18 protein-coding genes and 1 tRNA gene are annotated in these 21,668 nt (G+C 61.9%); 8 read left to right on the top strand and 11 right to left on the bottom strand.

The features are described from left to right. Window positions 1-4 precede the first annotated feature (4 nt). The 3 genes from VBE63_RS15580 to pncC form a co-directional block, all read right to left on the bottom strand. On the bottom strand, window positions 5-499 hold the full coding sequence (locus tag VBE63_RS15580; RefSeq protein ID WP_323683948.1) for a regulatory protein RecX: 495 nt from the start codon (window positions 497-499) through the stop codon (window positions 5-7). After that, window positions 492-1,601 (bottom strand): recombinase RecA, encoded by a 1,110-nt coding sequence (recA, locus tag VBE63_RS15575; RefSeq protein ID WP_323683947.1) that lies wholly within the window; start codon window positions 1,599-1,601, stop codon window positions 492-494. The genes VBE63_RS15580 and recA overlap by 8 nt, the downstream gene beginning before the upstream one ends. Window positions 1,602-1,738: 137 nt before the next feature. Then, a complete protein-coding gene (pncC, locus tag VBE63_RS15570; RefSeq protein WP_323683946.1) occupies window positions 1,739-2,239 on the bottom strand; it encodes a nicotinamide-nucleotide amidase in 501 nt (166 codons plus the stop codon). Between the two features lie 89 nt (window positions 2,240-2,328). On the opposite strand from pncC, the gene VBE63_RS15565 reads away from it, so the two are divergent. After that, window positions 2,329-2,610, top strand: coding sequence for a cupin domain-containing protein (locus tag VBE63_RS15565; RefSeq protein WP_323683945.1), 282 nt, complete (start codon window positions 2,329-2,331; stop codon window positions 2,608-2,610). Window positions 2,611-2,676: 66 nt separating this feature from the next. Here the strand turns inward: VBE63_RS15565 and larE are convergent, their stop codons facing one another. After that, window positions 2,677-3,459: an ATP-dependent sacrificial sulfur transferase LarE gene (larE, locus tag VBE63_RS15560; RefSeq protein WP_323683944.1), complete on the bottom strand. Its 783-nt coding sequence runs from the start codon at window positions 3,457-3,459 to the stop codon at window positions 2,677-2,679. Window positions 3,460-3,885: 426 nt separating this feature from the next. Between larE and VBE63_RS15555 the strand changes: the two genes are divergently transcribed. After that, window positions 3,886-4,251, top strand: coding sequence for a DUF302 domain-containing protein (locus tag VBE63_RS15555; protein WP_323683943.1), 366 nt, complete (start codon window positions 3,886-3,888; stop codon window positions 4,249-4,251). 41 nt (window positions 4,252-4,292) lie between these two features. Here VBE63_RS15555 and VBE63_RS15550 read toward each other — a convergent pair whose 3' ends face one another. The 3 genes from VBE63_RS15550 to VBE63_RS15540 are packed head-to-tail and all read right to left on the bottom strand — an operon-like array spanning window position 4,293 to window position 8,002. Next, window positions 4,293-5,441 carry an MFS transporter gene (locus tag VBE63_RS15550; protein ID WP_323683942.1) on the bottom strand — a complete coding sequence of 383 codons (1,149 nt, stop codon included), beginning with the start codon at window positions 5,439-5,441 and terminating at the stop codon, window positions 4,293-4,295. Between the two features lie 26 nt (window positions 5,442-5,467). Beyond that, complete coding sequence (gene aroC, locus VBE63_RS15545; protein ID WP_323683941.1) at window positions 5,468-6,583, bottom strand: chorismate synthase; 1,116 nt, start codon at window positions 6,581-6,583, stop codon at window positions 5,468-5,470. Window positions 6,584-6,622: 39 nt separating this feature from the next. Then, window positions 6,623-8,002, bottom strand: a complete 1,380-nt coding sequence (locus tag VBE63_RS15540) for a TolC family outer membrane protein (RefSeq protein ID WP_416274565.1) — start codon at window positions 8,000-8,002, stop codon at window positions 6,623-6,625. Window positions 8,003-8,152: 150 nt separating this feature from the next. Here VBE63_RS15540 and VBE63_RS15535 point away from each other — a divergent pair, with 150 nt between their 5' ends. The 4 genes from VBE63_RS15535 (at window position 8,153) to VBE63_RS15520 (ending at window position 12,934) form a co-directional block, all read left to right on the top strand. Beyond that, window positions 8,153-9,181: a hydrolase gene (locus VBE63_RS15535; RefSeq protein WP_323683939.1), complete on the top strand. Its 1,029-nt coding sequence runs from the start codon at window positions 8,153-8,155 to the stop codon at window positions 9,179-9,181. A gap of 236 nt (window positions 9,182-9,417) precedes the next feature. Next, window positions 9,418-10,773: an NAD(P)/FAD-dependent oxidoreductase gene (locus tag VBE63_RS15530; protein WP_323683938.1), complete on the top strand. Its 1,356-nt coding sequence runs from the start codon at window positions 9,418-9,420 to the stop codon at window positions 10,771-10,773. Further along, window positions 10,770-11,534, top strand: coding sequence for a DUF1365 domain-containing protein (locus VBE63_RS15525; RefSeq protein ID WP_323683937.1), 765 nt, complete (start codon window positions 10,770-10,772; stop codon window positions 11,532-11,534). Before VBE63_RS15530 ends, VBE63_RS15525 begins: the two co-directional genes overlap by 4 nt. Continuing rightward, window positions 11,534-12,934, top strand: coding sequence for a cyclopropane-fatty-acyl-phospholipid synthase family protein (locus tag VBE63_RS15520; protein WP_323683936.1), 1,401 nt, complete (start codon window positions 11,534-11,536; stop codon window positions 12,932-12,934). Before VBE63_RS15525 ends, VBE63_RS15520 begins: the two co-directional genes overlap by 1 nt. A 17-nt stretch (window positions 12,935-12,951) precedes the next feature. On the opposite strand, the gene VBE63_RS15515 is transcribed toward VBE63_RS15520, so the two are convergent. Both VBE63_RS15515 and ffh read right to left on the bottom strand, forming a co-directional pair. Next, window positions 12,952-16,422, bottom strand: coding sequence for an EAL domain-containing protein (locus tag VBE63_RS15515; RefSeq protein ID WP_323683935.1), 3,471 nt, complete (start codon window positions 16,420-16,422; stop codon window positions 12,952-12,954). A 102-nt stretch (window positions 16,423-16,524) separates the two neighbouring features. After that, a complete protein-coding gene (gene ffh / locus VBE63_RS15510) occupies window positions 16,525-17,928 on the bottom strand; it encodes a signal recognition particle protein (protein ID WP_323683934.1) in 1,404 nt (467 codons plus the stop codon). Between the two features lie 259 nt (window positions 17,929-18,187). On the opposite strand from ffh, the gene VBE63_RS15505 reads away from it, so the two are divergent. Continuing rightward, entirely contained in the window at window positions 18,188-19,009 is an 822-nt protein-coding gene (locus VBE63_RS15505) for a cytochrome C assembly family protein (protein WP_323683933.1), read from the top strand. A gap of 454 nt (window positions 19,010-19,463) precedes the next feature. Here VBE63_RS15505 and VBE63_RS15500 read toward each other — a convergent pair whose 3' ends face one another. Both VBE63_RS15500 and arsS read right to left on the bottom strand, forming a co-directional pair. Beyond that, a complete protein-coding gene (locus tag VBE63_RS15500) occupies window positions 19,464-20,084 on the bottom strand; it encodes a TIGR04282 family arsenosugar biosynthesis glycosyltransferase (protein ID WP_323683932.1) in 621 nt (206 codons plus the stop codon). 144 nt (window positions 20,085-20,228) lie between these two features. After that, window positions 20,229-21,260 (bottom strand): arsenosugar biosynthesis radical SAM (seleno)protein ArsS, encoded by a 1,032-nt coding sequence (gene arsS / locus VBE63_RS15495; protein WP_323683931.1) that lies wholly within the window; start codon window positions 21,258-21,260, stop codon window positions 20,229-20,231. A 145-nt stretch (window positions 21,261-21,405) separates the two neighbouring features. Between arsS and VBE63_RS15490 the strand changes: the two genes are divergently transcribed. After that, window positions 21,406-21,481 (top strand) — tRNA-Ala (locus VBE63_RS15490). Window positions 21,482-21,668 lie beyond the last annotated feature (187 nt).

Raw genomic sequence — 21,668 nt, 5'->3', positions numbered from 1 at the left:
CTCTTCATTGTGGGCTCTGCACAGAGGCCAGAAAACGGGCAATCAGGTGCGATGGGAAGCCACGATATTCGAGGAAGCGGGAGCGCTTGGCCCATTCATGGCGATCATCGATGGGCTCATCGCCAAAGCGCTTACGATAGGCCAGGCTGAGGTATTCGACGAGGGTCTCTTCTTCTAGATCAAGGTAAGGCTGAATCTGCTCGTCCGAAAGCCCTTTTTCGCGCAGCTCGAAGCGGATACGCACTGGGCCAAAGCCCTTACTGAGCCGCTCGGCGACATAAGCGGCGATCAGCCGCTCTTCGCTGAGCAAGTCATTGGCAACCAGCGCATCGAGTACGGTCTCGACCTCGGGGGCAGGATAGCCGCGCTGGCGTAGCTTGCGCGCCAGCTCCAAGCGGCTGTGCTCGCGCGTAGTCAGCAGCTTGAGCGCGCGACTCTGGATCTCGTCGCACAGTGCGCCCGCAGGCAAGGGTGGCGCAGCCGGAGCGGGATCACCCATCGGCCGCAACCTTAGCAGCCTTCGTCTCCTTGGTTTCCTTAGCCTCGGCACCAGCAGTGGCTGCCGACGGCATCGTGGTTTCAGGCTCATTCTCGGCCTGGGCTGGCTTCGGCTTTGGCAGCAAGGCCTCGCGGACCTTGGCATCGATCTCAGCGGCGAGATCCGGATTCTCTTTCAGGAAATTGCGTACATTATCCTTGCCCTGCCCGATCCGATTGCCGTCGTAGCTGTACCAGGCGCCAGACTTATCGATGATGCCAGCACTGACACCGAGATCGACCATCTCGCCCTCGCGCGAGATGCCCTCGCCATAGAGGATATCGAACAGCACCTCGCGGAACGGTGGCGCAACCTTATTCTTGACCACCTTGACGCGGGTCTCGTTGCCAACCACCTCGGCGCCACGCTTGATCGAGCCAATACGGCGGATATCCAAGCGCACCGAGGCATAAAACTTGAGCGCGTTGCCGCCAGAGGTCGTCTCCGGGGAGCCGAACATGACACCAATCTTCATCCGAATCTGATTGATGAAGATGACGATCGCGTTCGAGCGTTTGATGTTCGCGGTCAGCTTACGCAGCGCTTGCGACATCAAACGCGCCTGTAAGCCGACATGGGAGTCGCCCATCTCGCCCTCGATCTCAGCCTTAGGCGTCAAGGCTGCCACCGAGTCGATCACGACCAAGTCGACCGCGCCGGAGCGCACCAGCATGTCCGTGATCTCAAGCGCCTGCTCACCGGTATCCGGCTGCGAGACCAGCAGTTCGTCCATGTTCACGCCGAGCTTTTCGGCGTAGCTAGGGTCGAGCGCATGCTCCGCGTCGACAAAGGCCGCAGTACCGCCAGCGCGCTGAGCTTCGGCCACCGCATGGAGCGTCAAAGTCGTTTTACCAGAAGATTCAGGACCGTAGATCTCAACCACGCGCCCACGCGGCAAGCCGCCGATGCCAAGCGCGATATCCAAGCCCAAGGAGCCGGTGGAGACGGCTTCGATGTTCGGGATGGCGCCGGCATCGCCCATGCGCATCACTGAGCCTTTGCCAAACTGCTTCTCGATCTGGCTCAACGCAGCCGCCAGCGCCTTCTTCCGATTTTCATCCATTGGTCACTCCCCAAGGGGTTAGAGACGCCGCCCTGACCTGGTCGACGCGCTGAGATTAGAAGATTATCCCATTACAGTGCACCGGATGCGACACCCGGTGAAATCATCGATACCGAATCCCTTGGAGCCATCGACACTTAACCCGCAGCCCAGTCCGCGATGAGCACCCGTAGCGCATGAACGACCGACTGCCGACGCACCTGGTCGCGATCGCCGGCGAATAGGTATGTGTCGGACGCGATACGCCCAGTCCGCGCCCAACCGATGCAGACGCGACCAACCGGCTTCGACGGCGTGCCGCCACCGGGGCCGGCGATGCCGCTAACGGCAACAGCCAGCGTCGCCCGACTCTGCGCGAGGGCGCCAACCGCCATCTCGCGGACCACCGGCTCGCTAACGGCGCCATGACGCGCCAAGGTCTCGGCACCAACGCCCAGCATGTCCTGCTTCGCCTCGTTACTGTAGGTCACGAATCCACGCTCAAACCAGGCGCTGCTGCCAGCGACATCGGTCATACACTTGGCAATCCAACCACCGGTGCAAGACTCGGCCGTCACCAGCCGATCGGCATGCGCCTGGAGACGGCGACCAAGCTCAGCGGCCAGGCCATCGAGATCTGGAATCATCAGGTCTGTCATTTGTCGCTGCGCCATTTGCCACCAAATTCTAGGATGAAGGGCAGCGGCCCCCGTTCACAACCTTAGGTTCACAAACTTAGGAATCAGCCATGTCAGATGAAAACATCTTGTGCGAGCACAATCCACCACCGGCCAAGCTCGAGGTCCTCGGTATTGAAGGCTGGCCGGTCTGGAAGAAAGAGCCCTCCGCCTTCGACTGGACCTATCACCAGCGCGAAACCTGCTATGTGGTTCGCGGCACCTTCAGTGTGACCCCGGAAGGCGGCGAGCCCCAGCACTTTAAGCGCGGCGACCTGATCACCTTCCCTGCCGGCATGAACTGCCACTGGGAGATCACCACGCCGGTCGAGAAACACTATCGGCTCGATTAACCCGTTCCAGGTTCTGCTCCGGGTTCCGCTTCAGGATCAACCGATTAACCTGCTCCAAACAGAGGGCTAATCGTTCATGCTGCCGGCTTGATAGCCCGCCAGGTCCATCGTGACATAGCGAAAGCCAAAACGTTGAATGCCCTCGATGACCCTGCCGGCATCGGTGAGCAAACGCTCGCGTTGCACCGGCGCGACCTCAATGCGGGCGAGTTCGCCATGACAACGAACCCGCACCCAGGTGTAGCCCAGATCAAGGAGAAAGCGCTCTGCCTCCTCGATACGCTGCAGTTGATCCATCGTGAAGCGAACATTAAAACCGATGCGGGTCAGCAGACAGGCGTTGGTGGGCTTATACCAGGTTGGCAGATCCATCTCACGAGCGAGCTGCCGCACCGCAGCCTTGTCGATGCCAAGCTCGATAAAAGGACTGCGGATGCCAAGCTCGCGCAGGGCGCGCAGGCCGGGGCGCTGCTCATCGGCGTCGTCCCTGTTGCTGCCGTCGATCAGCGTCGAAAAGCCATATTCTGCGGCGCTCTGCATGAGCTGCCGATACATCGCGCGTTTACAACGATAACAGCGATCGGTCGGGTTGACGTCCATCCCCTCGGGCATCGTCATCTCGACCAGCTCGTGGCGGACGTCGAGCTTGTCAGCCAATGCAACCGCATCGCCAATCTCTTGCCGCATCATATAAGGCGTGACCGCAGTGAACGCGATCACCTGCTCGCGGCCAAGATGCTTGCGCAGGAGCGCCAGCATCAGGGTACTGTCGGCGCCTCCCGAGAAGGCAACAGCCGCGGTTCCCAGCGCCGCGACCTGCTCGATCAGCGCACCATGGCCATACTCCATCGCGCTCCTCCGTATCGAATCTTAGAATCGTTATCCGTCTGGACCAGACTCGTCGGCCTGGGCTCATGCTCTGCCTACGGGGACTGGAGTATACGCTGGGCTTCCCTGCGGTCACAGTCCGGCGCTGATTTGGCAGATGGATGGAAGACAGGTCACAATGATTGGCTCCGGCCTGACCTGCATCGGACAGCGCCGGCCTAAGACAGGCCCGCTCACCATGGCTGGGCTGACGACAATTAACCATAGACCGAGGCCGCCGCCTGGGGCTCGGGTTTGAGGGGAGATTTCCTACTGATGCGTTCCAATCCGTTGCTGATCCTGCCGTTCTTGGCCTTGTTCCTGGCACTGACCGCGCTTGGCGCGAGTGCTCAGACCTTAAGCATCTCAGACACCGTACTCAAGATGCCGCTGGCTGATGATGTGTCCATGGACGATGCCATCGATTCCATGAGGCTCCGCGCCAACTCGTTGAATTTCAAGCTCGTCGCACATCTGCCATTGTCTCAAGAACTGGCGGCAATGGAGGTCGAGTCGGGGCGCATCGAGATCTTCCAGTTCTGCGATGCCCGTATCGCCAACGAAATGCTGCAGTTCAACCCAGACTTCGCCGCCTACCTGCCTTGCCGCATCGCGCTGATCGAAGACACCGACGGCAAGGCCTGGCTGGTGACCCTGGATCTGGGCAAGATCATCCCGGGCGCCAATCTGCCGCCGGAGCTGATGGAAAAGGCCGAACTGGTGCGTGACAACATCGAGTCGATCATGACCGCGGGCGCCAACGGCGACCTGTAACCGCTTGATAACCGACTGATAACCGCCTGATAACCACCTGATCAGCATCCAGTCGGTGCCGGTCCTCGGCACTTGCTGGATGCGGCGGCGACGAAACCGAGCGCCGCAAACCCTGCCGCGACGCTGTAGGTCCAGCTGGCACCCACGGCTGACCAAAGCAGTCCGCTGGTCAGACTACCGAGCGCACCGCCGACCCCAAAGCTGATGCTGTTATAGAGGGCTTGGCCGCGGGCCTGGGTCACGCCCGGGAAATAGCGATGGGTCAAATGGATCGCCGAGGCGTGAAAGACGCCAAAGCTGGCGGCGTGGAGCGCCTGAGCGGCAATCTGCAGCGCCAGGATGTCGACGAACAGACCAATCAGCAGCCAGCGCAGCACCGCCAGCGCCAGACTCCACAGGATCAGCGCGCGCGCACTGAACCGCTCCAACAACCGGTGCATGCGCAAGAAGACCAACACCTCGATCCCCACACCGAAGGCCCAGAGCGCGCCGACGGCACTTTCTGAATAGCCTTCAGCCTCGAGATAGATCGAATAGAAGGCGTAATAGGCCCCATGGCTCGCCTGCATCAACAGGCAAGCGGCGAGAAAGAACAGCACCTCGCGCTGCCCGACCAGGCGCCGCAAGGAAAGAGGCTCAGCGGCGACATGGGCGTGTGGGCAATCCGGCACCAGCAAGACGCTGAGCAGGATGCCGCCGAACAGCAGCAGCACCGCGATCGGCACCACGCCAGAGCCTGCCTGCTGCTGCCACCAGCCAACCGCCAGCACGACGACAATAAAGCCGATGCTGCCCCAGACCCGCACCTGCGCATAACGGCTGACCCGTGTGCCGAGGTGGTTGAAGGTCACGGCCTCAATGAGTGGCAGCGGCCCGTTCCAGAAGAAGCTCCAGATCGCCATGGCCAACGCCATGGGCCAAAAGCCGTCAGCCCAGAACCCCGCGGTGAAGCTCAGGAGTGCGAGGAGCGCGCCAAGGCGCACGATGAGCATGCGCTGACCACGCCAATCGGCCAGGGTGCCGAAGAGGTTGGGCGCGACGATCTTGGTGCCCATCAGGATCGCCATGAGCACGCCGATGGCAACCGGCTCAAACCCGCGATCGAGCAGATAGGGCCCCCAGAACGGGACCAGGGCGCCGAGTGAGGCGAAATGGAAGAAGTAGTAGCTCGACAGACGCGCGTAAGGCATCGGCTCAGCCAGACGCGAAGGCCGGTTTATGGCGCTTGCGCGGGGATCGGCGCCAGCGGCGGAACCACTTGGGCGTTCTGTGCGCGATGCCGCAGCAGATGGTCGGCCAGCACCAGCGCCAGCATCGCCTCGGCGATCGGCGTCGCTCGGATACCCACGCAGGGATCATGCCGCCCCTTGGTGATGACCTCCGCAGCGGCGCCGGTGATGTCGACCGTGCGACCCGCTAGGCGGATGCTCGAGGTTGGCTTCAGGGCAAGGCGCGCGACGATGTCCTGCCCGGTCGAGATACCGCCGAGCACGCCGCCGGCGTTGTTGGAGAGGAAACCGGCCGGGGTCATCTCGTCGCGGTGCTCGGTGCCACGCTGGGCGATACTCGCGAAGCCGGCGCCAATCTCAACCCCTTTAACGGCGTTGATGCTCATCAGCGCATGGGCGATATCGGCATCGAGGCGGTCGAAGATCGGCTCGCCCAGGCCGGGCGGCAGACCGGTGGCGATGACGCTGACCTCAGCGCCGATCGAATCGCCGGACTTCCTCAGCTCATCCATGTAGGCCTCGAGCTGCGCAACCTCGGCCGCGCCGCCGCAGAAGAACGGATTCTGCTCGACCTGCCCCCAGGAGAAGGCCGCATCCCCTGGCACCGGCAGCTTGATCGGCCCGAGCTGCGAGAGAAACCCGCGCACCTCGATCTGCGCCAAGCGCCGCAATGCAACCTTGGCAACCCCGCCAGCGGCGACTCGGATCGCCGTCTCACGCGCCGATGAGCGCCCACCACCGCGATAGTCACGCCGGCCATATTTCATCGTGTAGCTATAATCGGCATGACCCGGCCGAAACTGCGCTGCGATCTCGGAGTAGTCCTTGGAGCGCTGGTCCTGGTTCTCGATCAGCAGGCCAATCGGCGCACCGGTCGTCTCGCCTTCGAAGACGCCAGAAAGGATGCGCACCTGATCCGACTCACGCCGCTGCGTGGTGTGGCGCGACTTGCCGGGTGCGCGGCGATCCAGATCGCCTTGCAGATCGGCCTCGCTCAGCGGCAACCCAGGCGGACAGCCATCGACGATGCCGCCGATCGCCGGGCCGTGGCTCTCGCCGAAACTGGTGACGACGAACGAGCGCCCGAAGCTATTTCCTGACACGGTGATTGAGCGCCTGTGGACGATTGGACGATTGGACGCTTAGTAAGCGGGCGGCTGGACCATGTCCTCATTGGTCAACCAGGCATTGCCCTTGGCCAGCACGTCACGCGTTAGGGTACTCGTGGCCTGATGCAGCCGAATGCCGTTTAGAATGTAATTGTAGCGGGCAGCGAGATACTGGAACTCAGCCTCGAAGAGATTCCGTTGGGCGTTGAGTACATCCACCTGGGTCCGTGTGCCAACCTCGAGGCCCGCCTCGGTGGATTCCAAGGAGCTGCGCGCCGAGACAATGGCAGCCTGCCTTGCCTTAACGTCACTGATGCTCGAGAGGATACCGCGGAAGGCGTCCTTGACCTGATTCGTGACCCCGCGACGCTGTTGGTCGAGCCGATCCTGCGCGGCGCGGAATTGGTGTCCGGCCTGGCGCGTCGACGAGGCCACGGCGCCGCCCTGATAGAGTGGGATGTTCACATTGAGGCCAATAAAGCTAGTGTCCGTGTCCGTGCCGAACTCCGCGCCGGTGCGCGACAGGTCATATCCGGCCTGCATGTTGACGCTTGGATAATAGCCGGAGCGCTGGATCTCGATATCCTTTCGCGCGGCCTCGGCGGCCGCCTTGGCTGCAGCGATATCGAAGTTATTAGCGAGCGCGGTCTCGGCCCAGACATTGATGTCATTGGGCTCTGGCGGGGTCAGCGGGAGCCGCTCGCCAAGACGCGCCAGGGGCACCTGCACAGGGCCGACGATGCGGCGCAGAGCTTCCCAGGCATTGTTGAGATTGTTCTCGGCAGTGATCAGGTTGGCGCGCGAGCGGTCGAAGGCGGCCTGGTTGTCGTTAACATCCGTGATTGCCACCAGACCAACCTCGAAGCGCTGCTTGGACTGCTCCAACTGACGCTCATCAGCGGCGACCAGAGCCTGTTGCACCCGAACCTGATCGGAGGCCTCGAGAACCCCAAAGTAGGCTTCGGTGGTGCGCACCATCAGGTCGATCTCGGCACTCTGGTACTGCGCTTCGGCCTGGGCAATGGTGTCGTCGGACTGGCTGAGGCGCATCCAATCGCCACGGTTATAGACTGACTGTGTGACGACCGCGGAGAGATTGGTGCGGTCGAAGGTATCACTCCGGTCAAAACTTCCCTGTGTCGGGTTGCTGCCGCGCGACTCAACACTGTTGTACTCGGCACTCCCAGAGATACCGAAGTTCGGCAGCAACAATGCCTTGGCTTGCGGCTTGGCCTCGCGAGTCGCGTAAAAGCTCTGCTCGGCCTCGCGCAGTGCCGGGTCACTTTTGACGGCCAAGTCATAGATCTGCAAAAGATCCTCGGCGTGGGCTGGCGCAGCCCAAAACACCGCAGGGAGCGCAAGCGTGCAAAGCAGCGCGAGAGGGCGGCGGGCCCTGCTGAGCGGTTTCTTCATTGTCGTCAGTCGTATCCGGTGGATGCAGGCAGGTGGCCTCGGCGATGACTCGGCCACGCAATTCCGACAGTATAGGCGAGCGACCCGATCGGCCACAATCTCAGGGGCTCCTCAGAAGGCGTCAACGGAGGCCACTGCAAGCAGACCCTCATGGATTTCGTCATGAACCACGGCAGCATCAACAACAGCGACTTCCGGCCACCCTGGTGGCTGAAGAACCCGCATCTGCAAACACTCTGGCCTAAACTGCTGATGCAGCTTCGCCGCCCAGGCCGCGCCGGGAAACAGCCGCAGACACCGCTTGAGCGGCGTCGCATTGAGCTGTCTGATGGAGACTTCATCGACCTCTCCCTCAGCGCTGGATCTCAGGGGCCGCGTGTGCTGATCATCCATGGGCTCGAAGGTGGGCTCGATTCGCACTACGCCGGCAGCCTGGTCGATCGGCTCGCGCGCGACGGCTTCCAACCCATCTTCATGCATCTGCGCGGCGCCAGCGGCGAGCCGAACCGCCTTGCACGCTCTTACCATTCCGGGGCCACCGAGGATTTGCGCGCGGTGCTCGAAGCCTTGGCCGAGGACCCGGAAGGCCCCGCGACGGCGGCGATCGGCTTTTCGCTCGGTGGCAATCTGCTGCTCAAGTATCTGGGCGAGTGCGGGAACCAGGGCCAAGGCGAATGGGGCGCTCCGCTGCTCGAGCGCGCCGTCGCGGTCTCGGTTCCCTTCGTGCTGCGCGACGCCATGCTGCGGCTCGAGCTCGGCTTCGCCCGGCTCTACCGCGGTTATCTCGTCAGCCGCCTCAAGGCGGCCTACCGGCAAAAGTTTGCGCAACGACCGGCACCACTGAGCGTCGACCTCAGTCAGATCAAAGGCTTCAACCAGTTCGACGATCAGATTACCGCGCCGCTGAACGGCTTTGCCGGGGTCTTTGATTACTATCAGCGGGCCAGCTGCCGCGGTTATCTGCGCCCGATCCGTACCCCCACGCTGATCATCCATGCCGCGGATGATCCCTTCATGTTCCCGAGCACCATCCCTTTCGAGCATGAGCTCGGTCCCGGCATCCAGCTTGAGCTGGCAAGGCATGGCGGCCATGTCGGTTTCATCGCGGCCCGGGGTCCGGGGTTTTCATCCGACTGGCTTGAGTCGAGGATTCTGCGCGCCCTATCAGCATGCGATTAGGCCAACAAAGCATCGCGATGCGCTACTAGCACGAACGGCTATCGCCGCCGCGGTTGCGCGCCCGGTCGCCGACAGTCAGCGCGCATCGATTCAGGCAGAATGTAGGGCATGAGCCCTGCACCCCGACGAGACAACAGCCCCCTGCCTCAACTCAGTCGCTGAACCGCCATTGAAATTGCTGGACTTGTCCAGATTTCCTGCCGGCAGTTGGTCGACATCGATAAGACACCCTAGCTATGCGAAAGAACATCGCCGTCATCGGCAGCGGAATTGCCGGTCTCGCCTCGGCCTGGCTCCTCGGCCGGGAGCACCAGGTCACCCTGATTGAGCAAAACAGCTATATCGGCGGCCATACCCATACCATCGACGTCGACGAAGCCGGCCAAACCCTCGCGGTCGACACCGGCTTCATCGTCTACAACATCGCCAACTATCCGCTCCTGACCCGGTTGTTCGAGGTCCTCGGTGTCGCCACGCGCGAGAGCGATATGTCGTTCTCGGCCTCGATCGGCCCTGGTGAGATCGAATATTCCGGCGACAGCCTCAATAGCCTGTTCGCACAACGACGCAACCTGCTCAGCCCCGGCTTCCTGCGCATGGTCGCCGATCTGGTCCGCTTCAATCGGCGCTGCAAGGCCATGCTGCGCTGCGATGGCTTCGACGGACTGAGCGTCGGCGCGCTGCTCGAGCGCGAGCGCATGAGCGACCGTTTCCGCGATCATTTTCTACTGCCAATGGCCGCCGCGATTTGGTCCTGCCCCACCCGGACCATGCTCGATTTCCCGGCCGAGAGCCTGGCGCGCTTCTTCAATAATCACGGGCTGCTGAACCTGATCGATCGTCCGCTCTGGCGCTCGGTCAGCGGCGGTAGCGCCCGCTATGTCGAGCGCTTCCTCGAGGAGATCGGCCGTGAGCAGGTGCGGCTCGATGCCGCCCAGGCGGTCCGGCGCACCGCGCAAGGCGTCGAGGTCACCCTGGTCTCGGGCGAGCGTCCCCGCTTCGACGAGGTCGTGCTCGCCTGTCATGCCGATCAGGCGCTCGCCCTTCTGGACCAGCCAAGCGCTGCCGAGCAGGAGCTGTTGAGCCACTTCCGCTACCAGCCGAACCGCACCTATCTGCATACCGACATCAGCTTGATGCCGCAGCGCCGGCAGGTCTGGTCCTCCTGGAACTACCTCTCTCAGCTGACGCAGGACGGTACCTGCGCGGTCTCGGTGACCTACTGGATGAATCGATTACAGGGGCTGAAGACCGACAAGGACTATCTGGTCTCGCTGAATCCGCTGCGCCCACCGGCCGAGGAGCGCATCATCGCCGAGATGGTCTACGACCATCCGATCTTCGATCAGGCCGCGATGGATGCCCAGCCGCGGCTGTCTAAGCTGCAGGGTCAGGACCGGATCTGGTTCTGCGGAAGCTACTTCGGCTATGGCTTCCATGAGGATGCCCTAGCTTCCGCGGTGGCGATGGCCGACCGCTTTGGCATCGATACCTCGATCCTGACGGCAGCCGGCTCAACACCATCCCCCGATCTGTCACCTGCGACTGGCCCATCACAGGCGTCTGGGCATCGCGCGAGCGCACCCGCATGAGCGAGCATCCACATCGCATCTACTTCACCAAGGTGATGCACCGGCGCCTGTTCCCGGTGCAGTATCGCTTCACCTACAAGGTCTTCAGCCTGCTGCTCGACCTGGATGCCCTGGACCAGTTACCGTCGCTGCTGCGCACCCGCAAGGGCTTTGGCCTGTTTCGCTTCGCGCTTGAGGATCACGGACCCCGTGATGGCTCGCCGCTGCGGCCATGGGCGGATCAACTGCTACGCGAGCAGGGTATTGATCTCGACGGAGGGCGTATCCGTCTGCTCTGTATGCCGCGGGTGCTCGGCTACGGATTCAACCCCTTGAGCCTCTGGTACTGCGAGCATGCCGACGGTCAGCTGCGCGCGGTGCTGGCCGAGGTCAGTAACACCTTCGGCGAATCCCACTTCTATCTGCTGGCCAACGGCGGCGAGCCACTGGCCTGGCCAGTGCGCGACAAGGCCTCGAAATGCTTCTATGTCTCGCCCTTAATGGAGGTGGCGGGCGAATACCGGTTCCGGCTCGCCGAGCCCAGTGAGACGGTCGGCGTCTTTATCCGCCAATTCCACAAGGATGGCCGACTGGAGCTGGTCGCGACCCAATCCGGCGCCGGTGAGCCCCTCTCCAATCGCGCCCTCTGGCGGGCGTTCCGGCGCACCCCGTTGATGAGCTTCAAGGTGATGGTCGCCATCCACTGGCAAGCCTTGAAGATCTGGCTGCGCGGTGCGCGCTATGTTCCGAAACCTGACTCTGCCCACCCAAAGGTGACCTGATGGCAAGCGACAAGACCGCTGAGGCCGCCCTGCCCCGACTCCAGCAGCCGCTGTTTGGCCCGATTTTTCAGACCCTGCTCAAACCGGTCATCTGGCCGATCACGCAGTTGTTCGATCGCATCGCTGCCGGCCAACTGCGGCTTCGCCTCGGCGGTCGCAGTTATCTGTTAGAAAGCGATCGCGATGGACCCCAGGCGGAGATCGATATCCGTCGTCCGCTACGGATGGCGCGACGGTTGGCCACCAAGGGTCATCTCGGGCTGGGCGAGAGTTGGATGGCGGGCGATTGGGACAGCCCGGACCCAACCGCCCTGTTGCACCTGCTTGCGGTGAATGAGCACCGTTGGCGCGAGCGCCAGCGGGGTGGTCCGCTGCATCAGCTACTGTCGCCGCGGCGCCATCAGCGACGCAGCAATACCCGCACGGGCAGCCGGCGCAACATTGCCTATCACTATGACCTAGGCAACGATTTCTACCAGCTTTGGCTCGATCCGAGCATGACCTACTCCAGCGCTGTCTATGCGGAGCCGGCCCTAGAGCAGGCACTACAGCGATCCGCGCAGCCAGCGCCCGCGACAACAGAGGACGCATTCACTGGCGCCAACCCAGCGGCTGTGCAAGCTGCCGATATCCCGGCGGCCTTCCAAACCAGCCTGCTGAGCAATGATGATGAGGATCAGGCGCTGATTCAGGCGCAGCAGATCAAGTATCAACGCCTGCTCGCCATGCTGGATGCCAAGCCCGGTCAGCACCTGCTGGAGATCGGCTGCGGCTGGGGCGCGATGGCCGAAGCAGCCGCCGAGCGCGGGCTCAGGCTGACCGGGATCACGCTCTCAGAGGAGCAGTTGGCTTGGGCTCGGGCGCGCTTCCAGGGCAGTGCGCTTGGCTCGCAAATCGCACTCCGACTGCAGGATTATCGCGATGTGACCGAAACCTTCGATCACATCGTCTCAATCGAGATGTTTGAGGCGGTCGGCGAGGATTACTGGCCAACCTACATGGAGACCCTGCGGGAGCGTCTGCGCCCTGGCGGCACAGCGGCGCTGCAGGTCATCACGATCGCCGATGACATCTTTGATGATTACAAGGCGAGCCCGGATTTCATCCAGCACTACATCTTCCCGGGCGGCATGCTGCCGACGGTCGACCGCTTCGACGCTGCGGCCCAGGCGGCCGGACTTGAGATCACTGAGCGCGGTTTCTACGGCAAAGACTATGCGCGCACACTGCGGACCTGGCATCGACGCTTCCTCGAGCGCCAGACCGAGGTACGTGCCTTAGGCTATGACGAGCGCTTCCTGCGCATGTGGCGCTATTATCTCTCGTACTGCGAAGCTGGATTCCTGGACGACCGCATCGATGTGATGCAGGTCGCGCTGCAGCATCGGGCCACCCTCTGAGCCCCCCCCGAGAGGCCTCAACTTGGCGGCCGAGCACTGGGCGTGACACGATGGATGAGCCGCCCGATTTCGGTCAGTAGGTCGTCGCTTGCCTTTTGCAGGATCTTCAGACTCTCTGCGGTTGGCTCAATCTCGCCGCAACGGATGCGGCTGAGCAGATCGGCCGCTACCGCCTGCATGCGCTCGTATTTGACTCCGATGGGCTGAAACTCGGCAAAGGTCTTGTAGCGGCGACGGCCAGGGCCGGCATACCAGCGACCGAAATCCCGATCATCAGGCCTGAGGTTGGCAAGTTGGTCGGCCTCTGCTTGCTCCAGCTGCTTGAGGAAACCATGCAGCCAGTGCCGATGGTTCTGAGCCGCGAGCATCAATGGCAGGTCGTCGCGCGCTTGCGTGATCTCGAGGTCGCTCCAAACATCCTCGGCCGACCAGCGAGAAACCCAATCCGGCAGCTCCGCAGCGGGCATCGGCCGCGCGATCCCGTAGCCCTGACCAAAACGGCAACCAAGCCAGGTCAACATCGCCGCATGCGCCAGAGTCTCGACCCCTTCCGCGATCACCGGACGGTTGAACGCATGGGACAGCTGGACGACGCTTTCAACGATCTCTTTGTCGCCCGGGTCATGCAGCATGTCGCGGACGAAGCTTTGGTCAATCTTCAGTACATCGACAGGTAAGGCGCGGAAATAGGCCAGCGACGAGTAGCCAGTGCCAAAATCGTCAAGAGCAAAGTGCACACCAAACGCGCGACAGGCGGCCAAGACCCGTTGCGCCTGATCGAAATCGCTGAGCGTAGCCGTTTCCAAAATCTCCAGCTCCAGATCCTCACCGGCGACGTCAGGATGCGCGCGCAGCTGCTCCTCGAGTCGGGAGGCGAAGTCAGGCCGCAACAGGTGGCGAGCACCGATATTCAGACTGACCGCAAAGCGCTGCCACTCGCGCTTCCAGGTCTCGAGCTGTTTCAGCACCTGCTCGATGACCCATTGATCGAGCTTCACCTCAAGCTCGGTCCCCTCGATATCAGGCAAGAAGGCGGCCGGCATCAACAAGCCTTGCTCGGGATGCTGCCAGCGCACCAAGGCCTCCACGCGGATCACCTCGCGGCTGATCATATTGACCTGGGGCTGGAAATGCAGGACCAGCTCATCCTGCTGCAGGGCCAATCCGATCCGCTCGAGCTTCTGCCGACGGGCCTGGAGCAGTTGATCCTGCTGGGCATCGTAGAGATGGTAGGTGTTCTTGCCGCTCTCCTTGGCCTGATACATAGCCTGGTCGGCATGTCGAAGCAGGGTGTCCGGGTCCGCAATGTCTGGAGGGCAAAGGGTGACGCCAATACTGGCAGACAGGCTATGTACCAGATCACCGATCTGGATCGGATCGCGGACGGCCGCTAAGATCCGGGGCAGCAAGTCAAAGCAGTCTTGGGGTTGAGCAAGATTGTTCAACAGCAGGACGAATTCGTCGCCGCCGAGGCGCGCCACCGTATCCTCAGCACGCACCACTTGTCCCAAAGCCTTGGCCACCTTGACCAGGAAGCGATCGCCGACGGCGTGACCGAAACGGTCATTGATCGGCTTGAAACCATCAAGATCGAGATAGCAGACCGCGATCGCACTGCCCTTACGCCGGACCTGGGCGATGGAGAACTCTAGGCGATCGGTGAGCAGACGCCGGTTTGGCAAACTGGTCAGATGATCGTAGTGGGCGATCCGATTCAACTCCGCCTCATGGGCCTTGAACTGACTGATATCGGAAAAGACGCCGATATGGTGTCGTACCTCGCCAGTCGCATCACGCACCACTGAGATCGAGAGCAGTTCGGGGTAAACCTCAGTATCCTTTCGCCGGTTCCAGATCTCACCTTGCCAAAACCCATCGTCACAGATTGCCGCCCACATCCGTTGATAGAACTTGGCATCATGCCGACCCGAGGCCAGGATCTTGGGATCACGACCCAGCAGTTCCTCTTTTCCATAGCCGGTGATCCGGGTAAAGCTGGGGTTGGCATCGACGATCCGATTCTCGGCATCGGTAATCACGATCCCCTCGAGACTGTGCGCAAAGACACTGGCCGCGAGCCGCAGTTGAGTCTCCGCATGTTTGCGCTCGGTAACATTGTGAATGTAGCCATGCCAGAGCACGCTGCCATCGGGCTGGCCCTGCGGCGAGGCCTCGCCTTCCACCCATTGGGTTCGCCCATCAGGGAATCTCACCCGATAGGTTTCTCGCCAGATGGTCCGCTCAATGGCGGAACGCTCGATCGACACCTGGATTCGCTCAAGATCATCGGGGTGGAGCACGGCGAACACTGGGCTGGCGTCCTCGGCGACGGTCGCGGCATCCATGCCGTAGATCGCCTTTACGCCCTGACTGGCGTAGGGGAAGGCGCTGCGCCCATCGGGCCAACGTTGATACTGATAGACCATGCCCGGCACATGGGCGGCGATCTTCTCAATGCGCTCATGCAGCTCGTGGATGCGGTCGCGCTCGCGTTTCAATGCCTCGAGCGTCTGCAGCTGACTCCCGATATTACGGGCGATGCCGAGCACCCCGATGAGCTGTCCCTCGGCATCGAACATCGGGGTCTTGATCGTCTCAACCTGTTCCTGATGCCCATCATCAGCAAAGGTCAGGGTCTCTTGATTGACGGTTAAGCCACCGGAAGTGATCGCCTTGAGATCATGTTGGCGAAAGGCTGCAGCCTCTGCGGCAGACAGAAAATCCGCATCACGCCGGCCTTTGATCTCAGCCTCGGTCGCGCCGAAAAAACGCTCAAAACGCGGGTTGCAGGCCAGGTAGATCCCTTCTGGGTCCTTGAGCCAGATCAGGTCTGGAATCGTGGCAATCAGCGTCGAGAGGAAACTGCGTGCTTCTCGCAGCCGCGCCTCGCTCTCGCGCAGAGCACGCTCGTCGTCGACCCGCCGCTCTTGCTCACGCAGCAACAAGCCCAGCAGGACTGCGATGGCCGGCAAGACCACCAAAAAGGGCAGTGCGACGTCGGTGAGCACCTGCACCCTGAGCGCAGCAGGCAGGAGAACGGTCCAGCCCAACGCGACCAAATGCAGCGCCAGACCAAAGAGCCACAGGGTCCAAACGGTGATCCGAACCTGACCGGAGCGACGCAGACGATGGAACAGGGCGCCAAAGATGACCGCGGTGACAATGGTCGCAATCCCCATCCAAATCCCTGGACCGCCAAGCCAGCCTCGGTAGAGGGCCGCAATCAGGCCTGAGATCGCCGCGGCGGGCAGACCACCAAACAGCCCAGCGATGCCGATCACGACAGTGCGTCCGTCGAAGATCAAGGGGCCGACCGTCACTGGATAGATCATGCCCAAGAGCGCAGTCAAACCAAACAGCAGGCCGGCCAACACCTGAGTTGAGCGCTGATCGCGGGGCAACCGCGTGATGAATAGACCGTGCGCTAAGGCGAGGGCCAACAGCAGAGTCGCGTTCTGGATAAGCCCATTGAGGACCGTCATACCCATCAACGCCATGCTCTCCTGCCAACCACCCGCTCCCGGCAGCGACCGAGCGAGCCATCAACGACCTTGCGATGAGCCAAACGGCGATCGTTCATCGCATCCACTCTACATCGGGAAACCACCGCCAGGCGGGAAACCTCCGCCCGGAGGCAACCCGCCCATCCCCGGCGGCAGTCGGCCCTGCATCTGCTTCATCATCTTCGCCATGTTGCCACCCTTCATCTTCTTCATCATCTTTTGCATCTGGGTGAACTGCTTCAGCAGCTTGTTCACATCCTGCACCTGGGTGCCGGAACCGATGGCAATGCGCCGCCGCCGCGAGCCCTTGATGATCTGCGGATGCTCACGCTCCATCGGCGTCATCGAGTCGACAATGGCGATCAGCTTCACCATCTCTTTGTCGTTGACCTGGCTCTTCAAGTGCGCCGGCAGCTGACCGGCACCGGGCAGCTTTTCCATCAGACCAGCCATCCCCCCCATCGAGCTCATCTGCTGAAGCTGATCGCGGAAGTCGCTGAGATCAAAACCTTTGCCCTTTTTGATCTTCTTTGCCAGCTTCTCGGCCTTCTCATGGTCGACCTTCTGCTGCATCTCCTCGACCAGCGACACCACATCGCCCATACCAAGGATACGCGAGGCGATGCGATCGGGATGGAAGGGTTCGAGTGCATCGGTCTTCTCGCCGACGCCGAGGAACTTGATCGGCTTGCCGGTGATCTCGCGGATCGAGAGCGCGGCACCACCGCGGGCATCGCCATCGGTCTTGGTCAGCACCACACCGGTGAGCGGTAGCGCATCGTGAAAGGCGCGCGCGGTCTTGGCCGCATCCTGGCCGGTCATGCTGTCGACCACGAACAGCGTCTCGACCGGCGTCACCGCCGCATGTAGATCCTTGATCTCCTGCATCATTCGCTCATCGATCGCGAGCCGCCCAGCGCTGTCGACGATGAGCACGTCCAGGCCCTGACGGCGCGCGGCCTCGAGCGCTGCCTTGGCAATCTCGACGGGCGGCTGCTGCGGGGTGCTGGGGAAGAAGACGGCATCGACCTCGGCGGCGACGGTGCGCAGTTGCTCGATGGCGGCAGGCCGATAGATGTCGCAGCTCACGACCATCACGCGCTTCTTCTGGCGCTCCTTGAGGTAACGTGCCAGCTTCGCGGCGCTGGTGGTCTTTCCCGAGCCCTGCAGGCCGGCAAGCAAGATCACCGCGGGCGGCTGCTGGCGCAGGTCGAGGCTTTCATTGGCCTCGCCCATCAGACTGACCAGCTCGTCGTTGACGATCTTGATCAGCACCTGCCCGGGCGTGAGACTCTTGGTCACCTCGGCGCCCAAGGCCTTCTCGCGCACCCGGTCGATAAAGCCGCGCACCACGGGCAAGGCCACATCGGCCTCGAGCAGGGCCATGCGCACCTCGCGCAGGGTCTCCTTGATATTATCCTCAGTGAGCCGGGCCTGACCGCGCAGGCCCTTCAGTACTTCACCGAAGCGATCCTGAAGATTGTCGAACATAGGGCTCTCGATCGATTCTGTTAGACGATAAACTCGCGATACACTTGTCGACAAACTTGTCGACAAACCGGTTTGGCGTTATTGGCGAAGGCCGCGTTCCTTCACCCCATGCACTGGAAACGGGCCAGCGCTGCCAGCGGGCTGCCGACAGCCGTTTCTTAACCTACGTCAAAGCAGCGCGATTGAGTCGCCACAAAGCAGTGGTTGTCGTGCTGACTAACATTTGCAGTCCGTCTTGCTTATGCGATGATCGCAGACTATGAACAACGTCGTCATCTCGATCGCGACCCTGATCGCCTACTTCGGCTCAGCCATCCTCATCGGCTGGCGCCTGTTCACGCATCAACCGGATTCAAACACGGCCAAGCTGCGCGGCATCACGCTCGGCCTCGCCTACGCCGGGCTGACCCTGCACACCTGGCTGCTATACATCGTCATCTTCAGCCATGACACGCTGAATCTGGCGTTCTTCAATGCCCTGTCTCTGGCGGCCTGGACGGTCGTCGCCTCGCTGCTGCTCTCGAGCCTGACCAAGCCGATCGAAAACCTCGGCCTGGTGGTCCTGCCGCTCGCGGGGGTCACGGTGATGCTGGATATGCTCTACCCGAGCACGCCGTTCCTCGGCGAGTCCACCAGCTGGGTGTTGAAGCTGCATGTACTGCTGTCGATGCTCGCCTATAGCCTGCTCACGCTTGCCAGCGTGCAAGCCGTGCTGCTCTGGATTCAGGACTCCTACCTGCGCGGGCGCAAGCCCGGTGGCTTCGTCCGTGCGCTGCCGCCGCTGATGACGATGGAAGAAGTGATGTTCGAGATGATCGGCATCGGTTTCATCCTGCTCACCCTAGCGCTGCTGAGCGGCTTTGCCTTCCTCGACAACATGTTCGCACAGCATCTGGTGCACAAGACGGTGCTTTCGGTGGTCGCCTGGCTGGTGTTCGGCGGGCTGCTGCTCGGCCGGCGCCTCTGGGGCTGGCGCGGTCGCAAGGCGATCTCCTGGACATTGACCGGATTCGGCATCCTGATCCTGGCCTACTTTGGCTCGAAGCTGGTGTTGGAGCTGATCCTGCATCAACCCGCCTGAGCATCTCCCGCTTCTCCCCTTGGTGAAACCGTTACGGCTGTTTCACTAAGGCCTCGCATGCCAAGGCCCTTGCCGACAGCGCTTGGGCCAGAGGACGCCAGGCCTGACAGATCACGAGACCTCGACTTTGGCCATTTTGGCGGCCTGCCAGGGCGCTAACTGCCTGAAAAACCGTGAGGGCGAAAATTTAGAGGGGGTCGGTAAGCCTGAATCCTCCAAAGTAGACCCCTCGCTGATTTTTTGCCAAACCGCAAGCCCTTGATTATAAAAAGCATGAGGGCTTGGAAAAATGGCCAAAGTCGAGGAGACAACAACAGTCAGCCTCACATCCTTGGCAATGGGATATCGCAATTCGCCCTGACTTGCAGACCACCAGCTTCATGCCCTGCTGTTCTTGTATATTCATTTCTGCCGGGCGATCAGGTCAGATGGCTATCTGTGGTTTTCACCGGCGTCATCGGCTCTCAAGCAGCACCAAGTCTTCCGGCTGATCGATGTCAGCCAGGCTCGCTAATTCTGTCCATGCCAACCCAGCATCGCGCATCCGCTCGCGGGTGATCCGCGCGACCTGTGCTGTGCCCCAAGGCATCTTCGTAAACAACAATGGCAGCGCCGACATGGCCTCTCGGCGCAGGCCAAGCAGCACATAACCGCCATCCTCTGCCGGCCCCAACACCGCCCTCTGCTTGGCCAGCGCCTGCAGCGCTTGCTGCAGATAGCCGGCGTTGAGGTCTGGGCAGTCGGTGCCGATCAGCAGCACCTGCTCTGCCCGCCCAAGAGCGCTCGCAGCGGCGGCCTGCAGTCGGGCACCTAGGTCCGGGCCGCGCTGGGCCTGCAAGCGCAGCGGCAGGCGCGCTGCCAACTGCAGAAACAGCGGATGCGTCGTCTCAGGCGCGCAGCAAAGCTCCACGGGTGCCAGGCGAGCATTGGTGACCCGCTCAAGGGTGTGACACAACAGGGTTTCGGCGAGTCGCGCCGCCCCCTCAGCGCCGAGCGCCGGGATCAGTCGCGTCTTGCACTGGCCAGGCACGGGCGACTTGGCAAAGACCAAGATGCGGGCGTTTGGGAACAACATCCGCTCGGCTTTCCGTCAATCGACCGAAGTCGCAGCCGCCGCGGCAAAGGTGATGAGCCCAAGGGACGACGCCGTGACAAAGTCCAACAAAAAGGTTCCTCCGAGCGTCACGTCCATTTCGGGTTCGGTGCCGCGATGCAAGCCCTAGGCAAGCGCGCCGCCGCAGCTACTGCCCTGCCCCGCGGTGCAGCCGTAACAATGCTCCCCGACCTGGATGGGACGATCCATGAGTCGCTCCGCTGAGGTCAGATCGCGGAGATGCAGGCGCTCGCGCTGGCTCGGGCTCGGGCTCGGGCTCGGGCTCGGGCTCGGGCTCGGGCTCGGGCTGTGATGGTCGCTATCACCTTGGCGCAGTGGCAGATCGAGCATCTGATTGAAATCGCAGTCATAAAGGTAGCCCTGCCAGTCGACGCTGATCAGGTCACGACACATCACCGACTCCAGGTTCGCCGCCTGATGCGCCGACTTCAACAGCCGCAGATAGTCATCGAACTGCCGCGTCGATTGCAACCAGCTGCCGAAACGGCGGATCGGCATATTCGCCAAGGTCAGCAGACGGTTGAAGTCGATCCCATAGCGCGCCTTGAGCTCGCGCTTGTACTCGGTCTCGAGCGCGCACTGGGAAGGCGGCAAGCTGGCACCGGTCGGATTGTAGACCAAGCTGAGCGACAGGCGGCTATCGGAACGACCATAGCCGCGCAGATTCAGCGCACGCAGACCGCGCAGGCTGGAATCAAAGGTGCCAGATCCACGTTGCGCATCGACATTTTCCTGCAGATAGCAGGGCAAGGACGCAATCACCTCGACCTCATGCTCGGCCAAGAAGTCCGCGAGATCCTCCTGCCCCGGTTCCTCCAGGATCGTCAGGTTACAGCGATCCATCACCCGCACACCGAGCTCGCGCGCCGCGACCACCAGCGGACGAAACACCTGGTTCAACTCCGGCGCCCCCCCGGTGATATCCAAAAGCGTCACGCCGCCACGGCGCAGAAAGGCCAGCAGCTCATCGAGCGTCTCCAAGCTCATCTCCTCGGTACGCTTAGGGCCTGCATCCACATGGCAGTGCAGGCACGACTGGTTACACCGATAACCGAGATTCACCTGCAACGTCGTCAGTCGACGGCGCCGAATCGGCGGAAAATCAGAGGGAAAGAGCAGCGGTTTTGAATCCAGCACAAACAGCTCCGAGCGATGGCAAAAGTTGAGAACAGACGACTCACAAGATACGCCGGCAGTGGTAACATTCAACCGCATCGCCGCCCGAGCAGTCACCGTCTCGATCACCAGCAACCAAGGCGATGCCATCAACCACCCTCACATAGGGGCTGTAGCTCAGCTGGGAGAGCGCCGCGTTCGCAATGCGGAGGTCAGGGGTTCGATCCCCCTCAGCTCCACCAACTAAATCAACGACTTAGCAGAATAACCCCCCTAGCTTCCCGCATCTTGCGGGCTTTTTTGTGTCTCATCTGTCCAAGATTGATCGTCCAGATCCTTTGACATCCTGTATGCCCGGGGGGCAACATTTGGGGCAACTCAAGCAACCCGACGAGCAGTTGCCCCCATGCCCCTCTCTGAAGCAAAGGT

Source organism: Lamprobacter sp. (assembly GCF_034860625.1).
Taxonomy (GTDB): Bacteria; Pseudomonadota; Gammaproteobacteria; order Chromatiales; family Chromatiaceae; genus Lamprobacter.
Note: the sequence above shows the minus strand (reverse complement) of the source record. Positions and strands in the feature narration are given on the sequence as shown.

Bases quoted from the DNA above. Each gene is read 5' to 3' on its own strand.
- VBE63_RS15580 (WP_323683948.1), bottom strand. From the start codon at position 499: ATGGGTGATCCCGCTCCGGCTGCGCCACCCTTGCCTGCGGGCGCACTG.
- recA (WP_323683947.1), bottom strand. From the start codon at position 1,601: ATGGATGAAAATCGGAAGAAGGCGCTGGCGGCTGCGTTGAGCCAGATC.
- pncC (WP_323683946.1), bottom strand. From the start codon at position 2,239: ATGACAGACCTGATGATTCCAGATCTCGATGGCCTGGCCGCTGAGCTT.
- VBE63_RS15565 (WP_323683945.1), top strand. From the start codon at position 2,329: ATGTCAGATGAAAACATCTTGTGCGAGCACAATCCACCACCGGCCAAG.
- larE (WP_323683944.1), bottom strand. From the start codon at position 3,459: ATGGAGTATGGCCATGGTGCGCTGATCGAGCAGGTCGCGGCGCTGGGA.
- VBE63_RS15555 (WP_323683943.1), top strand. From the start codon at position 3,886: ATGGACGATGCCATCGATTCCATGAGGCTCCGCGCCAACTCGTTGAAT.
- VBE63_RS15550 (WP_323683942.1), bottom strand. From the start codon at position 5,441: ATGCCTTACGCGCGTCTGTCGAGCTACTACTTCTTCCATTTCGCCTCA.
- VBE63_RS15540 (WP_416274565.1), bottom strand. From the start codon at position 8,002: ATGAAGAAACCGCTCAGCAGGGCCCGCCGCCCTCTCGCGCTGCTTTGC.
- VBE63_RS15535 (WP_323683939.1), top strand. From the start codon at position 8,153: ATGGATTTCGTCATGAACCACGGCAGCATCAACAACAGCGACTTCCGG.
- VBE63_RS15530 (WP_323683938.1), top strand. From the start codon at position 9,418: ATGCGAAAGAACATCGCCGTCATCGGCAGCGGAATTGCCGGTCTCGCC.
- VBE63_RS15525 (WP_323683937.1), top strand. From the start codon at position 10,770: ATGAGCGAGCATCCACATCGCATCTACTTCACCAAGGTGATGCACCGG.
- VBE63_RS15520 (WP_323683936.1), top strand. From the start codon at position 11,534: ATGGCAAGCGACAAGACCGCTGAGGCCGCCCTGCCCCGACTCCAGCAG.
- VBE63_RS15515 (WP_323683935.1), bottom strand. From the start codon at position 16,422: ATGGGTATGACGGTCCTCAATGGGCTTATCCAGAACGCGACTCTGCTG.
- ffh (WP_323683934.1), bottom strand. From the start codon at position 17,928: ATGTTCGACAATCTTCAGGATCGCTTCGGTGAAGTACTGAAGGGCCTG.
- VBE63_RS15505 (WP_323683933.1), top strand. From the start codon at position 18,188: ATGAACAACGTCGTCATCTCGATCGCGACCCTGATCGCCTACTTCGGC.
- VBE63_RS15500 (WP_323683932.1), bottom strand. From the start codon at position 20,084: ATGTTGTTCCCAAACGCCCGCATCTTGGTCTTTGCCAAGTCGCCCGTG.